Annotated in this window: 13 protein-coding genes; 8 read left to right on the top strand and 5 right to left on the bottom strand. The window is 48.2% G+C overall.

Features of this window, described 5'->3' with window-relative positions; genetic code table 11:
• Positions 1-59 precede the first annotated feature (59 nt).
• Positions 60-2405: a response regulator gene (locus CSQ88_RS15795; protein ID WP_218963120.1), complete on the bottom strand. Its 2346-nt coding sequence runs from the start codon at positions 2403-2405 to the stop codon at positions 60-62.
• A gap of 962 nt (positions 2406-3367) precedes the next feature.
• On the opposite strand from CSQ88_RS15795, the gene CSQ88_RS15790 reads away from it, so the two are divergent.
• The 6 genes from CSQ88_RS15790 (at position 3368) to CSQ88_RS15765 (ending at position 8800) form a co-directional block, all read left to right on the top strand.
• Entirely contained in the window at positions 3368-4060 is a 693-nt protein-coding gene (locus CSQ88_RS15790) for an RNA polymerase sigma factor (protein WP_099399045.1), read from the top strand.
• A 376-nt stretch (positions 4061-4436) separates the two neighbouring features.
• Positions 4437-4901 (top strand): hypothetical protein, encoded by a 465-nt coding sequence (locus tag CSQ88_RS22810; RefSeq protein ID WP_143449492.1) that lies wholly within the window; start codon positions 4437-4439, stop codon positions 4899-4901.
• A gap of 128 nt (positions 4902-5029) precedes the next feature.
• The gene (locus CSQ88_RS15780; RefSeq protein WP_099399043.1) at positions 5030-5638 is read left to right on the top strand and encodes a protein rhiA; all 609 of its coding nucleotides are present in this window, start codon (positions 5030-5032) and stop codon (positions 5636-5638) included.
• Between the two features lie 162 nt (positions 5639-5800).
• Entirely contained in the window at positions 5801-6208 is a 408-nt protein-coding gene (locus tag CSQ88_RS15775) for a hypothetical protein (protein ID WP_099399042.1), read from the top strand.
• A gap of 207 nt (positions 6209-6415) precedes the next feature.
• Positions 6416-7990, top strand: coding sequence for a glycosyl hydrolase family 18 protein (locus tag CSQ88_RS15770; RefSeq protein WP_099399041.1), 1575 nt, complete (start codon positions 6416-6418; stop codon positions 7988-7990).
• A 225-nt stretch (positions 7991-8215) separates the two neighbouring features.
• A complete protein-coding gene (locus CSQ88_RS15765) occupies positions 8216-8800 on the top strand; it encodes an alpha/beta hydrolase (protein WP_099399040.1) in 585 nt (194 codons plus the stop codon).
• 100 nt (positions 8801-8900) lie between these two features.
• Here CSQ88_RS15765 and CSQ88_RS15760 read toward each other — a convergent pair whose 3' ends face one another.
• The 4 genes from CSQ88_RS15760 to glpD all read right to left on the bottom strand — a co-directional run bounded on the left by CSQ88_RS15760 (position 8901) and on the right by glpD (position 15193).
• Positions 8901-10370 carry a hypothetical protein gene (locus tag CSQ88_RS15760; RefSeq protein ID WP_099399039.1) on the bottom strand — a complete coding sequence of 490 codons (1470 nt, stop codon included), beginning with the start codon at positions 10368-10370 and terminating at the stop codon, positions 8901-8903.
• A 25-nt stretch (positions 10371-10395) separates the two neighbouring features.
• Entirely contained in the window at positions 10396-12504 is a 2109-nt protein-coding gene (locus tag CSQ88_RS15755) for a hypothetical protein (protein ID WP_218963119.1), read from the bottom strand.
• A 361-nt stretch (positions 12505-12865) separates the two neighbouring features.
• Positions 12866-13672 (bottom strand): triose-phosphate isomerase, encoded by an 807-nt coding sequence (gene tpiA, locus CSQ88_RS15750; RefSeq protein ID WP_218963118.1) that lies wholly within the window; start codon positions 13670-13672, stop codon positions 12866-12868.
• Positions 13673-13681: 9 nt separating this feature from the next.
• Entirely contained in the window at positions 13682-15193 is a 1512-nt protein-coding gene (glpD, locus tag CSQ88_RS15745) for a glycerol-3-phosphate dehydrogenase (protein WP_218963117.1), read from the bottom strand.
• Positions 15194-15408: 215 nt separating this feature from the next.
• Between glpD and CSQ88_RS15740 the strand changes: the two genes are divergently transcribed.
• Positions 15409-16179 (top strand): DeoR/GlpR family DNA-binding transcription regulator, encoded by a 771-nt coding sequence (locus CSQ88_RS15740; protein WP_099399036.1) that lies wholly within the window; start codon positions 15409-15411, stop codon positions 16177-16179.
• Positions 16180-16987: 808 nt separating this feature from the next.
• Entirely contained in the window at positions 16988-18493 is a 1506-nt protein-coding gene (glpK, locus tag CSQ88_RS15735; protein WP_099399035.1) for a glycerol kinase GlpK, read from the top strand.
• The last annotated feature ends 14 nt before the right edge of the window (positions 18494-18507 follow it).

Below are 18507 nucleotides of genomic sequence, written 5' to 3'. Positions count from 1 at the left end.
GACTCGGAACTGGAGCTGGCAAGATGAAGTGCAATTGAACCCCGACCGGGCTATTGAGCCTAAAACAAGCGAGGAATTACAGGTCGCTTAAATCGTAAAAACATCTCAACTATCTTGACAATTACCGTCATTGCTACGATAGGAAGTGAGGCATACTGAGCATGGCTGCGTATTTGTTGCGTTGCTGTTACGCCATCCATGATGGGCATTTGCATATCCATCAGAACAACATCGTAACCCCGTGTACTTAACTGTTCTATCGCTTCCAAACCATTATTAGCCACATCTACGATGAACCCGGCATACTGCAGCAACTCTTGTGCCACCATTTGATTTAACTCGTTGTCTTCAACCAGTAAAATACGCGCACCTTTTAGTGGCTCCAGCTCTGCAGCCAGCGTGTTTGCATGATGGCTTACGGTGATTTGTGTGTTGCTCTGATTGTTCTCCCCCTTGGTTCGCATTATTGCATCCAGCAGCAGAGAGGGATTGACTGGCTTAACTAAAATATTATGAACCCCCAGCACTTCTGCTTCTTTAATCACATCCTCTTTGCCATAGGCCGTCACTAAGATGTAACTGGGAGCCTTTGCCAAACCAAGCATTTGGATGCTCTTAATCGCCTCTAGGCCATCCATAACTGGCATCTGCCAGTCCATAAAAATGACGTCAAAATTGGGCTTGATTGCACGTTTTATAGCGGCAATAGCCGCAGAGCCAGAATCAACAACATCCACTTTGAAGCCCATCGTTTTGAGCATTTCTGTCAATACATGAGAGGCATAAAGATTGTCATCGACAACTAAAACACGCAAACCGCGTAAATCGATACCAGGGATCAGTTTACGAGTCTGACTTTCGCCACGCCCTAATCTGGCAGTAAACCAAAATACGGATCCTTTTCCTAACTCGCTGCGCACCCCAACTTGCCCATTCATCAGCCCCACAAGGCATTTGCTGATGGCCAAACCCAATCCCGTACCACCAAACTTACGAGTAGTAGAGCTATCGGCTTGCGAGAAACTTTGAAACAATCTGCCAATTTGCTCTGCAGTAAGCCCCAGCCCGGTATCTCTTACTTCAAAAAGCAATAATACTTCTGCAGAGTCTTTGGCGTGTTCTTCTGCTAAGCAAACCGAAATATGGATTTCACCATATTCAGTAAATTTAACCGCATTATTAGCGTAGTTAATTAAAATTTGCCCCAGGCGAAGCGGGTCGCCAATTAAAAATGGCGGCACATCAGGAGCCACTTCGCAGATTAACTCCAGCCCTTTGCTGCTGACTTTTTCGGCAATTAAATTAACTACATTTTGCAGAGTGGCTTCAAGCTCTAAGGGGATATGTTCTACTTCCAGCTTGCCTGCTCCCGCCTTTGAAAAATCTAAAATATCATTCAAAATACCTAATAAGTGCTGACTTGAGCGTTCTATTTTGCTGATGTAATCACGTTGACGTGCAGTTAAATCGGTTAAAACAATAAGATGAGAAAAACCAATAATGGCATTCATTGGAGTGCGAATTTCGTGGCTCATATTGGCCAGGAACATACTTTTTGCTTCGTTGGCTGATTCGGCTTCTAATTTCGCCTGCTCCAGTTCTTTACTAATTTTTAAACCTTTAGTTACCGAATCAGCCAGAATGACATTGATGTCGTTGAAATAATCTGAAGACATTGCCTGATGATCGCGCAGCCCTTTGTACTTCCATACTAAGGAAGTCAGCTCTTCAGGTGTAAAGTTGGGAATATGATCCGGCCCCATTGCATCAAGGCAAGCGTCCAGATTTTGAATCAGGTTTTCAGGCTTGATTTGAAATCTGACCGTTAACATGATGCGATTAAATTTAGGATTGCGCGGGTAGGGCTCGCTATAGCCCGTTACTTTGACGTAATCCATATCACCAAATAACATGCAGCCCTGATAAAAAACACCCCGGACAAAATCAAGCGTGAGTGGCATAACGTTTTCATAAACAGCAACTCCCGTCTTTTCATCCATAGACTGGAGCAGGCACCAGCCTATTTCATCCCTGCTCCCTCCGCGCACGACCGAGTTATAGCCCCCACTGTCTCTGTTAGCGTACAGCCAGTCCATCCCTGAAAAAATCATTGTTTTTCCAGGGCCATATTCATACCAAGTGTTTAAGAAATTAATGCCAGCACGAAAGAAAATACTGCTAAAAGCGGGAAAGGTGCGCTCAATCGTATTTAATGTTTCTGTGAACATAACGTACGGATACCATTGGGCCGGATCAAACGAGGTAATCTCAAGCTCTCCATTGCCTTCAGGCAGAATAGAAAGACTATAAAAGGCCTGCGTTAACCCCATAAGAAACGCGCCAGAAACTTCACCTTTGTTTTCTGGAAGAGCGAAGTTTTCAGGAAGGGGTGAGAGCGTCATCATTCGAATGGCCTTCTTAAATTTTTACGCACTAAAATAGCAGCAGATATGTAAAAACGATACTCTGCACAAATAGAAAAACCATCATAAATAAACAACTCAGAAAAATCAAACTGCAAAAATAGATTTATGCTAAAGCACTAAATAAATTGTTCAGGGCGATTTCCATCGTCCATTCACCAATAAAACAAACACGATCAACGCTAAGTCAAACTTTCGCAAGATTAATGCTACATATAAACAATAGGAGAGTTTCTTTAAATTTTAAAGGCGATAAATCAAGAGCGGATTAACGTCTCATTCACAATAGCGCAGAGTCGTAAATAAAACGTCAACCGCTCCCGATCACAATGAAAGCTTACATTTGGCGCTAACGGGGCTTTAATTATGCAAAATATTGCCCGGGCATTAGGGCCAACGCAGCCGTGAATGAAACGTCAACAGACCATCGGGTTTGCACACATGAGCCTGTTCAATACCGCTAAATAGCTTGTGCGGCAGCTTAAATCCTCTGTCAGTGTCTTTTATGAAATATCCCTGCTCATCGTAAAAATAATCATCCTTATTCAGTGAACCCATATCAGGCTAAGTTTTACTGCCTGATATTGCCCCTGCCATACATCAATTACACCGTTATTGCTGCTTCACGCCAATAAAGCGGCGAGCCGCAGCCCTGAACAAACGGTATACCCCTGCATTTGAAATTTTCGCATTTCCGTCATGACATCTGCGACATTTTTGTCAGGATGATCATTACATATCAGATTGCCGTAGGACACCAATCCCGCCTGGCCCACCTTCAAAGAATACGCCCCGCTTTCCAACCCCCTCCTGAGTATTAACAAAATTCATTTGTTTTCACATTAAACCATCTTGCACCGTCCTCTTACCCAAACCTGTCTCAAATCTTATCAGAAACCAATAAGCCAGACAGGAAACCATTAACACATACTACAGGGGGCAATATGGGGACAAAACTGAGCCAACAACAACAACAACGCTGGGGCAATGCATCAGAGCAAGAGCTGATCATCGCCCTTGCCAGCCACAATGAAGGTGCATTTGAAGAGTTTATTACCCGCTATCACCATTTTCTTCAGTATCTGTGCAATCGTTTTTGCTCAGGCAATTCGGAAAACAGCAAAGATTCATACAGCCTTGTCCTGCTTCATATTTATACAGAATCTCCATTTAAATTGTCGCAAATCCGCCACCTTGGCGGCTGGTTGCGCCAGGTAACCAAAAGCAAGTTTATTGATCAGCAGCGCTGGCTGAATGCAGAAAACCTGCGGCTTCAATTGCATCATAAAGAAACAGACCATCACAGACCTGTTTCTCCTGAATATCAGGCTCTTGGAGACGAATTACTCAAACAAATACAAGAAGTATTCCAAACCTTGCCTGAAAATTTACATGACGTGGCCTATTACCGTTTTGTAGAAGAAATGCCTTTCAGAGAAATAGCTCAGCTATTGAAAATCAGTGAGGAACTGGCACGCAAACGCGCTCAGCTGGCTCGTAATTTATTAAAGCCCGCACTTTGGACTTACGTAAATATCGCCATTCAAAGTGATCATGCCAGCAATAAAGACTCTCACGCCGCAGAACAATACGAGCACGAAACACACGCCTCCGCATTTTTTGATCTGCCCGACTAAATTCATTCTGCGCTTAATTGACTTAGGCATAATTAAACGCATTCAAAAATCATGCAGACTCGCTGATAAAAAAAGAGAAATGAATAATGATTGAATTGCGTATTAATTACGAGTCACTGAGCGAAGCACTCATTGAGCTGAAACACTTAAAAGCAAGAGGCTGGACATTATATTTCAGCAACAATGGCTTAGAGATCATTGCAAGAAAGCGATTTTTATTTTACGGCTCGCAATAAATACACAACCAAAGCAAGGCATATATTTAAACAACAGCGCACGACTCACACTCTGTTTACGCATCTTAAAAAAACAATCCTGAAATTAATTCACAAAAAAACATTATGCATCGTCTTATTTACAACAGGGCAATACAAAAATGAACCCAATAAAATCAGTACACAACAAAATACGGCACGGGTTCAAAATAACTTTCATATCAAAAAACATTCAATCTGATAAAAAAGTAAAAGAATTCGCAGATGAAATAAATAACAACCCCAGTTTATTTACCAGTGAATTTACAAAAAAACTGCGTGAGGCACGCACAAATATTATATGCACCGCAAACGACAACCACATTGTGCTAAGCACAAATAAAGAATCAGCATACATTAGTGTTAAAAAAGCGAAAACATATTCATCTGACAACAGAGGTTATTCAGGCACTTTTTTTACAAACCTGCTGATCAGCACGTATAACAATCAGCCTGTTTGTCAATTTATGCCAGCAATAAGCTGGACATACAATGAATGTGCAACAAAAAGAAAACTCAGAGTCGCCAATACAACACCAACACCTGAATACGGCCAGAATATCGAAATACCAATGGATAACTATTAACAATTATTACAAACATCAACATATATAAAATGTTTTTATGATTAGCTTTAAAACCAAGGAGAATTAAAGAATCAGACACAAAACCCCATGACCCAACTTTAATTTATTCAAACCCTAAGGATCACAACATGACTGCTTATACACTTTCGTTTCAAAATAATTCCAGCAACTCGGCCACCGCATGCGTTTACACCACAGCGCCTGATATTGGCGTACCTAACGTGATGTCCCTGGCATGGCTGACTAAGCCTTCTCACCCAACGACCCGATTAAATTTTGATTGGAATATTGATTACAGCCTTGTTTGGTCAGAAAACGGTACTCTTAAACCAGGTGCAACTTTCGAAGCGTCGCAAACATGGGCGGTTGATCCGCACGGGGAAAATGCCGTATTGCTGGCTTATGACGAGCACGGCTATACCTTTAGCAATAAATCAAGCGCAGCTCCGGCAGGCTCACTTATTGTTAAGCAAAGCTCGAGCGTGCCATTACGCAAAGCATCGGTTGGGGTAGGTATCTCTGGCCAGCCCGCTCTGGCTGTAGAAGCACAACCCAATATTCTTCTTGCATTTACACCCCATCCTAAGTACTGGATCACCTTTGGCAGCTATGAAGTGGGTGAAGTGCTGGATCTGGAAGAAATCTCTGATTCATTTGAAATTGATTATCCAGCCAATGTTTATTCAGCCGTAGTTACTCTGGATATTAACAACCAATGGAGCGTGGATTACAAATAATCCGCGCAATAAAAAGGGGGCAGTAAATATATTACTGCCTTATTAATACAACAATTCACCTCATGTGTATAAAAAAATCCGGCAGCACAGCTGCCGGATTAAAGGTCGCCTTATAAAAAAGCCTCCATATCTACATGCATGATCAAAACAAAGGAATTAACCATGCCTGATAAAAAAGTATTTATTAACAGCAAAAAAAAACCTGAAGTTGCTAAAAAGACAGCCGTAGCCATTAAAAATGACTCCGATTTTACCAATAAAATGGCTATGGAAATTAACGCTAATAAATCACTAAAAGTTCGCGCCACATCAAAGAATGGCGTACTGTTTCTGTCCTCACTAAATTCCGATCAGGCTTTAACATCAGAAACCGCTGATAGTGAATATGAAGCCAGCGAGGTTAACTCTGAAGTGGTTGCCTTTTTTGTCGGCGTTGCCAGCGGTGTGGTTGCAAATCTTATTTATGATGCCATTAAATATGGCTTCAACCGTCTCCGCCCAAATCAGCAGCAAGCCCAGGAAGTCGCACAACAAGGGCAAGAGCTGCAAGTTATTCTGATTGACCAATAAAACCCCGATTTATTAGCCGATTAATGCCATGAATAAATAGCGTCATTATTTTTTATGGCATGAATAATAAAAATGGTGAGTAATGTTTATTACTCACCATTATATCTTCTGCCCCATCCTTTTAATCATCCACTCATTACGTACGGCACTCTCCCATATCCCAACTGACGCCCCGGCAAACGGACTGCGTTTCAAGGAGTAACAAACATGGAAACCACAGCAAAACAAGCTACAGAGTTAACTCAGACAACCGACAGCGCATTAATCTATCCATCCGACTCTGGCACCCTTGTCGGCGGGCAAATTTTAGGGCTGGGGGCAGCGGAGAAAACCTATGCGGTCAATCATTTCAACCCAACAAAAGAAGACAGCAACTTTTCATATACGCCGGGCCGCGTGGTTAAAAATGTGTTCAACAAATACCAGAGCAATGAGTTTCAAGTTGCTTGCTATTACACAGATTGGTCGCAGTATGATTCGCGTTATGAAACAAGCAGCGACTTTAAAGAAGGTGGTCGTGGTACCGATCTGATACGCTTACAAGATGCCGGCCCTTTTGACAAAATCATTATTGGTTTTGCTGGCATTATTGGCGACACGGGCGAAAAAGCAGGCACGATCAATAATGCTGCAGTTGCATTTGGCATTGCCAGCAGCGAAAGCGATTTACCCAATCAAAAAGGCAAGGCCACCTTTACCGATCCATGGGGTGACGTGCAGTCATACATCAATTGTGGTTTTCCAGGCTACAAAGATGGGACGCCTGCACAGTTATTTAACCCCGCCACGGCGCAAGGCATATTGGGAGGCTTAGTCCAGCTCAAGCAGAACAAGCCCGATTTGCGCGTATCGCTCAGCCTGGGTGGCTGGACGATGAGTCAGGCGTTTCACTTTATCGCGGCAAATACTGCATTGCGCGCGCGCCTGGTTCAAAGCCTGAAGCATATCGTTGAAACCTTCCCGATGTTTACCGATCTGGATCTTGACTGGGAATTTCCGGGTTGCTCAGGCAATGGCAATCGCTTTGGGCCGGAAGATGCGCCCAATTTTGCCCTCCTGATCCGCGACCTCAAAGTGGCGATACCCGAAATTCATATCAGCATTGCCGTGAATGCTGAGCCTGAAAAAATGCAGCACGCCAATATTCCTGAACTGATTGCCGCCGGGGTAAATGGGCTGAATGTGATGAGCTATGACTTCTTTGGCACCCCGTGGGCCGAGGGCTTAGGCCATCAGACAAACCTGCAAAGCGACACCCCCAGTCAGAACTCAGCCGCACGCGCGGTCGAATACCTGCTGGGCTTAGGCGTTGATCGCAAGAAAATTTTCTTGGGTTATGCCGCCTATACCCGCAATGCCAAAGGGGCCCGGATCACCTCGGTGTCCCCCCTGCAGGGCAGTTACGATAATCAAAGCACAAACAACACAGTGGGCAGCTTTGAATCTGGTGTCACAGAGTGGCCGGACATTGTGCGCAACTATATCGACTTTGAGCAGCAAAGCGGCCGCAATGGTTTTCAGCTGTATACCGATACAGTCGCAGATGCGGATTTTCTCTATAACAGCAGCAGTCAGGTATTTATGTCGCTGGATACGCCACGTTCAGTGCGGGCCAAAGCGCAGTATGTGCGTGAGCAAGGTTTGGGTGGCCTCTTTGTATGGACCGGCGATGGCGATAATGGCCTGCTGACCAATGCCGCCCGTGAAGGGCTGGGCTGCGCAGTGCAACAGCAAATCATTGAGATGAAGCCGTTCTACTTCCGCGGTAAGACCGAAAAATAACTATGGTCGGTCATATCAAATAAACCGCCCCGGCTATTCACATGGCCCAAGCGGTTTATTTTTTGCGGAATAATACTGGCTGTTTTTTTGCACTCCTTTTTGTAATCTGGCTGCATCGCTGTTTTCTTAACCCACATCATCCATGGCGCAGTTCTCTCCGGGGCACCTGTGGTTTAAGATCTTTACTGCGTAAAATCTGAAATTAAACAAACAGGATTACTCTGAATGCCCACCCTCTACATCATCCACGGCTATGATGCCGCGCCTTCTCACCACTGGTTTCCCTGGCTGCAGGACCAGCTGGCAACTATTGGTGTACCTTGCCATATTCTGGCGATGCCCAACTCCGGCCAGCCAGATTTAAACGCCTGGCTGACTAAAATTGAGCAAAGCGTGGCAGTGCATGACGAAGATGTTTATTTTGTGGGGCACAGCCTGGGCTGCATTACTGTGCTGCGGCATTTAGAGCGAATTAATCAAGCCATTGGCGGCGTAGTGCTGGTGGCAGGCTTTGCCGGGGCCGTGCCGCTTTTGCCCCAGCTGGATGAGTTTACGGCGCAGCCTTTAAATACTGCGCATCTGCGCCAGCTGATTAGGCAGCGCTCTGTGATCGCTGCGGATAACGATGCCACGATTCCTTTTACCCTGACTAAGGCACTTGGCCAGCAATTGGATGCGCAGTTTTTAATCGTAAAAAATGGCGGGCATTTTTTGCTGGGCGAGGGTTTTGATACCCTGCCCGTAGTGCTGGATGAATTACGCCGGATGTTTGAGCTGGCCAACGCTGAAACATCCGGCAACACGGTTTAAAAAACAGCTGCAGCCCTTAGCTTCGGCAGAAATCCAGCGTTTGCGCTGGCCATCCGATAAATGCATTCGGGGATAACAAGCTACATTCAAAGATGACGATTTAAGGCAATTTCACCCGCATCAGTTTACTTTTACTCTTTTTGGATTGAGCCGAAGGATTGCTGGCTTCTCCGAATAAGAATGAATAATCGCTGGCCAGCGTTTGCTCTTTCCCCGCTACCGTTGCGCCCGTGTGGCAGGAGAGGCAACTGAGGTTCTGATGGTAGGTTTCCAATACCGTATTCGCCACGGGCTGCTGGGCAACAGGGGGCTGGGCATTACCATCTGGCAGTGGCGCTGTTGCACCGGGGTAGATGGGGGTGTTGCTATTGGGCCAGAGCACATTCACCAGCTGGTAATTCAGAAATACCGAGTTAGGATTGGCCGCTTTAATCGTGGCCCAGGTATTAGTATTGAGGGCGGCGATATTATTGGCGGTGGTGCTGCTGATCGGCGTGGTTCGCACCACTTGCACCGGCGCATTGTAAGGATCTGTCCCCACCACCGGCATTTTATTCTGCACACATTTGTAGTAATCCGTTGCCGGATCACAGTTCAGATTGTAATAGGTGAACCAGGGCAGGGGCGGCGCGCTCAGCTCGGTTTTGCTTGGCGCGTTATAAACATGCTCAAAAGTGCTCCACATAAATTGCTGGGCATTGGGCGTTTTGCGAATAATATGCAAAGCCACCAGCCCTACCGTCACCTGCTTGGGCGTCGTACTGCCACCCCCTGTAATCGGGTAACTCACCCATGCTTTGGATGTTTTAAACATCGGCCACAGCGTGGGGTCGTCCAGCTCTATCCATGCCGCCTTGATTTCAATCGCCCCCACCGTGCCATAGGTTGAGAACGTCGCCGAGCCATCGGGCAAATTCAGCCCCTGTGTGGTGGCGAATGAGGGCTGCTTGCTGGCGATATACAGCTGATTCTGATTGATATAGTTGTATTCATCCTGATTAAGCCGCTTTTCAAACAGGGTGACGTAGTTATTCATTTTGGGCTGCGCGGTAAGCCATGCGCCATTGGTGCCCGCCTCGGCAATATCTTTTAATGGAGCCGGCGAGGTATCCGTAAATTTAGACGTGTGATAAAGGCTCTTGATACCCAGCGCCGAGGTGGCCTGCAGGGTTTTCGTTTTCATTAAAGACCGCATCGCCAGCGGGATAGCCTGCTTATTGGCCCATGGTAAAGGAGGCGCGCCATTGGGGCGGAACACCTCGGAGGATTCTTTATAACTTTCCCAAACCACCGGGCTGCTTGTGCCCGCCACCCCGAAAGAGGAAGCAGGCACGTTGGTATCGGGCTGCCCCGGTAAATTGGGGTCAGCCGCCCAGTTAAGAGTAATAAACTGCTGCCATGCCAGATTATTAAATGCGTTTTGGTTGGTGCCCAGTGAATCGCAAGGAATAACCGGCTGCATCACCGGCACACCATTCCATGTGGGGCAAGCGGCGTGGGCGAATGCCCCCGCCAAACCCACCCCAAACCCAAGATAAGCCGATAGCTGCAAACGATTCAATAAACGCATGGCAAACCCCTTTAACTCATCATAATCAAGCCGGAATAATATTCAGCAACGCAGACATAGGCGCCTGCACCTCGTCCCCATAATTGGTCAGCGCCAGACCACGTAAACCCAAAGCAGCATTTGCGCCCACACTGACTTTTAAATTAAGCGAAGCGCACTGGGATGGATAAGAATTACCTGGCACAGCGTAATTAACGTTGTCGTTAAAGCCACTGACCACCACCGTTACATCCGGCCCAAAATCCACCGCTGGCAGCTGCCCCTGTGGCCCAAGCTGCGTGGTGGTGCAGGTCAGCACCATAGGGATATTGCTTTGCCCAAGCCGCACAATCGGAGCAATCAGGGTGGAATTACTGGCCAGCGAAATTGGTGTATTCATTGGATTGCTAACTTCGGTATTAAAGTAGGCATTCCAAATGGCCGAATGAAACAGCTGTAAGGGCTGGGCGTAATCAGGCGGCACAGGGCTGGCAGGCGGGGTAACGCCCGTTGGTGGCGGTAAAACGCAAGCTTCATTGGCAGGTGCTGCCGAAACCTGAATCGGGCGCGCCCACAGGCCAATCGACATCTGTTGCGTGACTTGCCCGCCCCACTGAATCGGATCGCCGCTTGCATCGGTGATATCGCCTATCGTAAACGACACACCCGCATCCACCCACGATTGTGGTAATTGAAACACCGCATGCAGCACAAAATTACCGCCATTTTGTGGCGATGCTGCTGTGGCACCAAACAACATGCCGGTAACAGGATCAGTTAATTCAGCCGAGCCGCGCACAATCTGCCAGCAATCCTGGGCTGATGCTCCTGCGGGCAGTTTTGGATCTGCGGGCAGGGTAAAGCCGCTTAAATCCGGCACCTGGATATACAAGCCGGTTGGATTTGCCAGTGCAGCCTTGCAGGGAAAGCCGGTAAGCTGCCCGCCAATCGCCTGATTTACCGATTGCCCGATATGCGGATCGCTATTGCGGTAGGCCTGCCCGTATTGCGCGCAGCAAATCAGCGTTTGCGGCACGCTATTGCCGCACACACGCTGAATCGTCGCGCCGCCAGCCAGGGCCATTTCTGTTTGCAGCGTATTTGGCGTGCTGGTCAGGTGCATCGCACCGCCATAATTATTGCTGCTGCCGCGCACAGCAACGGGGCCGCTATTCCATTTATTCAGCGGGTTATAAGCCGGGCGGCCGGTTGACGGATCAATCACCACGGCTTTGGTCACCGGGTCGTGCAAGTATAAATCGCTGACCGGCACCACCACCTGCGCCGAGGCTGGCGCTCCAAAGCTCAGGGTGGATGAATACACATCGGCTACTTTTTGCGGATCAATCATCCACAGCGTGTTCCAGTACTCCGGGTTTTCGCAGGTCATATCAATGCGGGTGATTTTATTGCTTTGCGGATCGCGCACTACGCTCCACTCGCAATACTCATCCTGCCAGCCACGCGGGCCATAGGGGCCGTACATATGCAGCTCGCTATTCCATGTAGCCTGTGGGCAAAGCTGGGTGGGGATATTCTGGAAAGCGGGCACAGGCACTTCAGTTGTGCCGTATTGATCGGCAATGGCAAACAGTTGCTTAGACGAATAGTTATAAGGATTTGCAGGATAAGCGCCCTTACCCAGATATTGGCTCAGGCGGTTTGGGAACGCCGTCCAGTGAATTAAGGCCGCCGTTGCAGTGCTGGGAATGGTGGTGAAATTGGTATCAAAGTAAGAAGTCTGATTGCTGGCATAAAGCAGATTCCACGGGTCGCCCATGATGGCCTGCGCGGTAAAGCCACTGATATTGGTATTCCATTGCAGGCAAACTGCATCGTTTTGTGCTGAATTAACCGGGAAATCATTAATAAATGCAGGGGTATTAAACACCACTTTCTGATACGAATCGCATTGCGGTGCGCTGCCATACCAGGGCTGGCCGGAGAAAAACGCAGCATCCCCAGGGCTGAAACTGCGGCCATTGGTCAGTACCATATTCTGACGGCAATAAAAAAAGAAGCTAATTTCAGCATTTTGCGCGGCATAAGCCTGTGCAGCCTCCACGCTGCCGCATGCTTTGGTACCTATCCAGTTAGCCCAGTTGGCTTCTTGATACTGAGCGACATTACTCGTTTTGACCCATGTATTTTGCATCTTTTGCTCCAATTAAACAGACCAACAAGGGATGCCTTTCTCTTTTACAAGATAAAAGATGGCATGAAGGTGCTCCGCACCCAAACCAAACTGCTTCAACACACCGCCAGCACAGATCATCACCCAACCCATTCTGCCCAAGGCAATACCCAGCCAGACAAGTGAAACCAATATAGTTTGAGCCCCTTATTACGCCATGGAATATTTAATTCTAAGAAAGAATGAAAAAATAAATTTGTAAGCATATCACAAAAAAAAGAAAGAATAATAATGAGATTAACAATTAATCTTACAAAAAATGAGCGTAAAAAAACCCGCCAGTACGATGTACGGCGGGGCTTTATTTGGGCATAAATTCAGCTTAAATATTGGCAGCCTTATAAATGCTCAGCAAATCATTCACATTTAACGAGGCTCCGCCGACTAATCCGCCGTCAATATCAGGCATGGCAAACAACGATGCGGCGTTATCGGCCTTGACACTGCCGCCGTATAAAATAGTGACCGATTCGGCCCATACGGGTGAAAACAGCGCCAGCTGACGGCGTAAGAATGCATGCACGTCCTGCGCCATTTCTGGCGTAGCGGCAAGGCCGGTACCAATCGCCCAGACCGGCTCGTAAGCAAGTACAAACATGGCATTTTTTCTCATCAGCTGCAAAATGGCGCTCAGCTGCTCTGCCAGTACCGCCTCAGTCTGCCCCGATTCCCGATCGCTCATGGTTTCACCCACGCACACAATCGGGATTACCCCGGCAGCAATACACATGGCAGCTTTTACCGCTACGGTTTGATTACATTCACGGTGGCGATCCCGCCGCTCGGAATGCCCTACTATCGCATAGCGGCAGCCTAACTCTGCCAGCATATCGGCCGACCATTCGCCCGTGCGTGCACCATGCGTAACCTCAGCCACATCTTGTGCGCCATAGTGCACGCCAGAGCGGCTGGCCAAGCGCCCTACTTCGCCCAAATAAGGCGCAGGCGGGCAGACCACCAGCTCGACACTCTCAAAAGCTGCCGCAGCCAGACGCGGCAGGCTTTCACGGCACAGCGCCAGATTGCCAAACATTTTCCAATTGGCTACCACCATTCTGGCGCGTGGCGCAGCTAAATTAACCGGACAGCTGATGGTTGCATCCAGGCTATCTAATGTGATTTGCATCATGGTGTCCTTTTATGCAGCAAGCGCTGTATCAGTTGAACGGACCGCAGTTTTTGCCAGCCACTGGCTCAAAATTTCATCCGCATTGGCAGGTAAATGCAGGCGAAGTTTGGTTCTGCGCCAAAGAATATCTTCAGCGCTTTTTGCCCATTCAAATTGCATTAAATAGCGCACTTCGGCGGCGTAAAGCGCAGGCAGAATTTCCTCGCCCAGATCAGCCACACATCGGGCGCCTTTAAGCAAAACAGCCGTTCTTGATCCATAGGTACGCGCATATCGCTGCAATAAATCGCCCGGCATCCATGCATAATCTTTTGCCAGCTTTTGCATAAATTGCTCAAAACTGCCGTGCAAATCGCCGCCAGGCAGGGCTTTAGTTGCACTCCAAATTGCGTGATGATTACCCAAATGCGGCGCAAGCAAATCAACAGCCTGCTCGGCCAGCTTGCGATAGGTGGTGATCTTGCCGCCAAACACAGACAGCAGGCCCTCAGCAGGATCAAACTCCAGTGAGTAATCACGGGTTACGCTGGCCGCATTGCCAGAAGCATCATCCAGCAGCGGGCGAACGCCTGAAAAGGTCGCCACCACGTCATTTGGGCTGATCTGCTGCTCAAAATAGCGATTGCTCATCTGGCAGAGGTAGCTAATTTCGTCATGATCAATCCTGACTCGGGCCGGGTCGGCATGGTATTCCACATCGGTGGTACCAATCAGCGTGAAGTCTTTTTCATAGGGAATCGCAAAAATAATGCGTTTATCAGGGTTTTGGAAAATATAGGCATCGGGGTGATCAAACAGCTTTTTCACCACAATATGGCTTCCTTTTACCAGCCGCAGCGCGTGGGCTGATTTTTGCCCCACTACACTTTTAAGCACTGATTCCACCCATGCACCGGCCGCATTCACCACCGTGCGCGCTTTGACCTGCTGCACCCCATTTACGCCCTGCAGGGTGCAATGCCAAACGCCATTTTCACGCTTAGCTGCCACGCAGGCCGTTTGGGTATGCACCACCGCACCGCGCTCTGCCGCATCCATCACATTCAGTACCACTAAACGGGCGTCTTGCACCCAGCCATCTGAATAAGCAAAACCATGGCTGTAACCGGCCTTGAGCGGTTTTCCCGATGCATGGCGGTCAAAACGGATTGATTCTGTGCCGCGTAAAACTTTGCGGCTGGCTAAGTGATCGTAAAGAAACAAACCGGTACGGATCAGCCACTTAGGGCGGCCAGTGGGATCGTGCGGCATCACAAAACGCAGTGGCCAGATAATATGCGGGGCTAAATCGAGCAGCACTTCACGCTCTTGCAGCGCTTTGCGCACCAGACCAAATTCGTAATATTCCAGATAGCGCAAGCCGCCATGAATCAGCTTAGAGCTGGCCGATGAGGTGTGCTGCGCCAGATCGTCTTTTTCACACAGGCAGACAGAAAGGCCACGGCCGGCCGCGTCACGCGCGATCCCAGCCCCGTTAATGCCCCCGCCTACGACCAGTACATCGTAAATTTTATCTTCCACGCTTTTCTGCCCCAGATGCGATGAAATTATTCATTATTGATTCTATTTGTACACAAACAAATACAAAACAACAAAATACTAACATTATATTTTCGCAAATGTTTGCTATGGAAAACCCCTATACCCTTTTTTGCATCTTGTAAGCTTCCCCCATCGCATTGTCCACAATGGCTTGTTAAACTCTGTACAACTCTTTTCAGCCAACGAGACGCAGCATGATTTTGAATCTACGCCAGCAGGAACTTTTAAAATGGGTGCAAAGAGAGGCTTATGTCAGCGTTGAAAAACTGGCAGAACACTTTGATGTCACGCAGCAAACCATACGCCGTGATATTCACCAGCTGGTTGAAAACAAGCTGGTGCAAAAACTGCATGGCGGTGTTAGCACCTTATCCAGCGTAGAAAACGTGGCCTATGCAGCCAGGCAAGTGTTGCTGATCGAAGAAAAACAAAGAATCGCTGAGTTGGTTGCGGCGCATATTCCCAATAATGCGTCTTTATTTATTAACCTTGGCACCACCACCGAAGAAGTGGCCAAAGCACTGCGCCATCATCGCGGCCTGCATGTGATTACCAATAATCTGAATGTCGCCGCCATCATGTGCACATACCATGAGTGCGAAGTGATTATTGCGGGGGGCATGGTGCGCGGCAGGGACCGAGGCATTACCGGCGAGGCCACCATCGACTTTATCAATCAGTTTAAAGTGGATTACGGCATTATCGGCATTTCCAGCATCGAAGCCGACGGCACGCTGCGCGATTTTGATTTCAGGGAAGTGCGTACTGCTGAAGCAATTATCAAACAATCAAGGCATGTTTTTTTAGTGGCAGACCACTCCAAATTTGGCCGCCCCGCCCTCGCACGCCAGGGTCATTTATCGCAAATCACAGCCCTCTTTACCGACCAGCCTGTAGATGCAGCCATGGATGCGGTGATTAAAGAATCAAAAACCCAGCTCTATATTGCAGAAACACCTCAATAAGGGATTGATGCTGGGTTTTGTGGGGAGGGTGGAAGCCCCTCTGCGCTAAGCAAATCATTTTTTCATTAGCAAACAGCGAAAATGCATAACCACCACGCTCTTTGCATAGGGCTTTTTAAAATCACCTTGAAACACGCCGGAGCGAAGAACAAGCGGGGCGGGGGATCGCTTGGGAAGGAGGATCCAGCCAATCCCACCCGCCGCCAACTGTCCGCAACGGAGGGGTTTTCGTGTATTTGAGTTTGTCGCTTGGCTTCGTTTCTTGGCGAAGCAAGAAAAGGCCCCGCGTGGCTACCGCCCCTAAATCAACGTGCCGAAGGCACTAAATAGGTCTTTTTTGTAGATCAACGAGCCCCCCCTCAACAATCCCCTACTGGCCTTCCTCACTGAAACAAGAATATTTGATATCCAACGCCCCTTATGCAGAGAAAAACACACCTTTCAATCAAAAACGAGAAGTCGCACGTACAAAAAAACAGAAAATTTTCCTTGAGCCGAACTGTTTTTTTCTCATTTCGCATAAAAATGCAACAAATCTAAAAAAACATTTACCCCGCTGCACGCCGCGTAAAACCTCACCTTTTCGCTTTTGTAGTCATTTTTTCTCGATTACAAGTTGCGGTATCCCCTGATATAAAACAAGTTTGCAACGATTAAAATCAGAAACGATCAGAAAAGAACATTACACAAACAACAAGCCTTTTCTGCACTCAATTGCTTGCCTCATGCAGCCTGTGAGGCCGACAATTCACCCATAAAAACACACTCAATAACACATCGCTTGCCAGCTAAAGCAAAGGGGATAGAAGTGGAAAACAAATACATTTTGGCGCTTGACCAGGGCACAACCAGCTCACGCGCAATTTTGTTTAATCAGGCAGGCGACATCATTTCGATGGCGCAAAAAGAATTCAAACAGATTTATCCTCAGCCGGGCTGGGTAGAACACGACGCGCTGGAAATCTGGGTTGGGCAATCCACAGTAGCGCACGAAGCCATTACCCGCGCCAATATTGACAGCACCCAAATCGCCGGCATCGGCATTACCAATCAGCGCGAAACCACCGTGGTGTGGAACCGTGAAACCGGCCTGCCGGTATATAACGCCATCGTCTGGCAAGACCGCCGCACCGCGCATTATTGCGATGAAATCAAAGCCCAGGGCCTTGAAGCATCGATCCGCAGCAAGACCGGCCTGCCCGTTGATGCGTATTTTTCCGGCAGCAAGATCAAGTGGATTTTAGATAATGTAGAAGGCGCACGTGAGCTGGCTAATGCAGGCAAGCTGGCATTTGGCACGATAGACAGCTGGCTGATCTGGAACTACACCCACGGCGAAGTGCATGTGACTGATGTATCGAATGCATCCCGCACCATGCTGTTTAATATTCAAACACTGACTTGGGATAAAGACCTGCTGGAGCTGATGGATATTCCTGCCAGCATCCTGCCGGAAGTACGCTCATCCAGCGAAATCTACGGCTACACCCATGAATCAATGCTGGGCAGCCGCGTGCCTTTATCCGGCATCGCAGGCGATCAGCAAGCGGCCCTCTTTGGCCAGCAATGCACCCGCCCCGGCATGGTGAAGAATACCTACGGCACGGGCTGCTTTATGATGATGAACACGGGCGTTACCCCTATCATCTCTAAAAACAATCTGCTCACCACCATCGCATGGCAAATTGGTGACCGGGTTGAATACGCACTGGAAGGCAGTATTTTTATCGGCGGCGCAGTGGTGCAATGGCTGCGTGATGGCCTTGGCATGATTAGCAAGTCTTCCGAAGTCAATGAATTAGCGGGCCAGGTAAAAGACAGCGATGGCGTGTATCTGGTACCCGCCTTTGCCGGCCTTGGCGCACCGCACTGGAATCAGGATGCCCGCGGCTCACTGTTTGGCGCAACGCTGGGCACAAAATCAGCGCATATCGCCCGCGCTGCGCTCGACAGCATTGCTTACCAGACCGCCGATGTATTAAAAGCAATGGAAGCCGATGCAGGCATCAGTATTCCTGAGCTGCGCGTAGATGGCGGTGCAAGTGTTAATCCATTACTGATGCAATTTCAGGCCGATATCCTGGGCACCGATGTAATCCGCCCAAAAATCACCGAAACCACCGCCCTGGGCGCGGCTTACCTGGCCGGCCTTGCCGTGGGCTACTGGAAAAGCATTGAAGACGTGCAAAGCCAGTGGCAGCTGGATAAACGCTTCAGCAGCCAGATGAGTGCAGAAGGCTCGGGCAAATTGCTGAAAGGCTGGCACCGCGCAGTAGAAGCCACCAAAACCTGGGCTAATCACGAAGCGGATTAAGAGGACTGCAGAGC

This window comes from Iodobacter sp. BJB302 (assembly GCF_002735645.1).
Taxonomy (GTDB): domain Bacteria; phylum Pseudomonadota; class Gammaproteobacteria; order Burkholderiales; family Chitinibacteraceae; genus Iodobacter.
Note: the sequence above shows the minus strand (reverse complement) of the source record. Positions and strands in the feature narration are given on the sequence as shown.

Coding starts and splice junctions, on each gene's coding strand:
- CSQ88_RS15760 (WP_099399039.1), bottom strand. CDS start 10,370: ATGCGTTTATTGAATCGTTTGCAGCTATCGGCTTATCTTGGGTTTGGG.
- CSQ88_RS15755 (WP_218963119.1), bottom strand. CDS start 12,504: ATGCAAAATACATGGGTCAAAACGAGTAATGTCGCTCAGTATCAAGAA.
- CSQ88_RS22810 (WP_143449492.1), top strand. CDS start 4,437: ATGAACCCAATAAAATCAGTACACAACAAAATACGGCACGGGTTCAAA.
- CSQ88_RS15790 (WP_099399045.1), top strand. CDS start 3,368: ATGGGGACAAAACTGAGCCAACAACAACAACAACGCTGGGGCAATGCA.
- tpiA (WP_218963118.1), bottom strand. CDS start 13,672: ATGATGCAAATCACATTAGATAGCCTGGATGCAACCATCAGCTGTCCG.
- CSQ88_RS15775 (WP_099399042.1), top strand. CDS start 5,801: ATGCCTGATAAAAAAGTATTTATTAACAGCAAAAAAAAACCTGAAGTT.
- CSQ88_RS15795 (WP_218963120.1), bottom strand. CDS start 2,405: ATGATGACGCTCTCACCCCTTCCTGAAAACTTCGCTCTTCCAGAAAAC.
- CSQ88_RS15740 (WP_099399036.1), top strand. CDS start 15,409: ATGATTTTGAATCTACGCCAGCAGGAACTTTTAAAATGGGTGCAAAGA.
- CSQ88_RS15765 (WP_099399040.1), top strand. CDS start 8,216: ATGCCCACCCTCTACATCATCCACGGCTATGATGCCGCGCCTTCTCAC.
- CSQ88_RS15770 (WP_099399041.1), top strand. CDS start 6,416: ATGGAAACCACAGCAAAACAAGCTACAGAGTTAACTCAGACAACCGAC.
- CSQ88_RS15780 (WP_099399043.1), top strand. CDS start 5,030: ATGACTGCTTATACACTTTCGTTTCAAAATAATTCCAGCAACTCGGCC.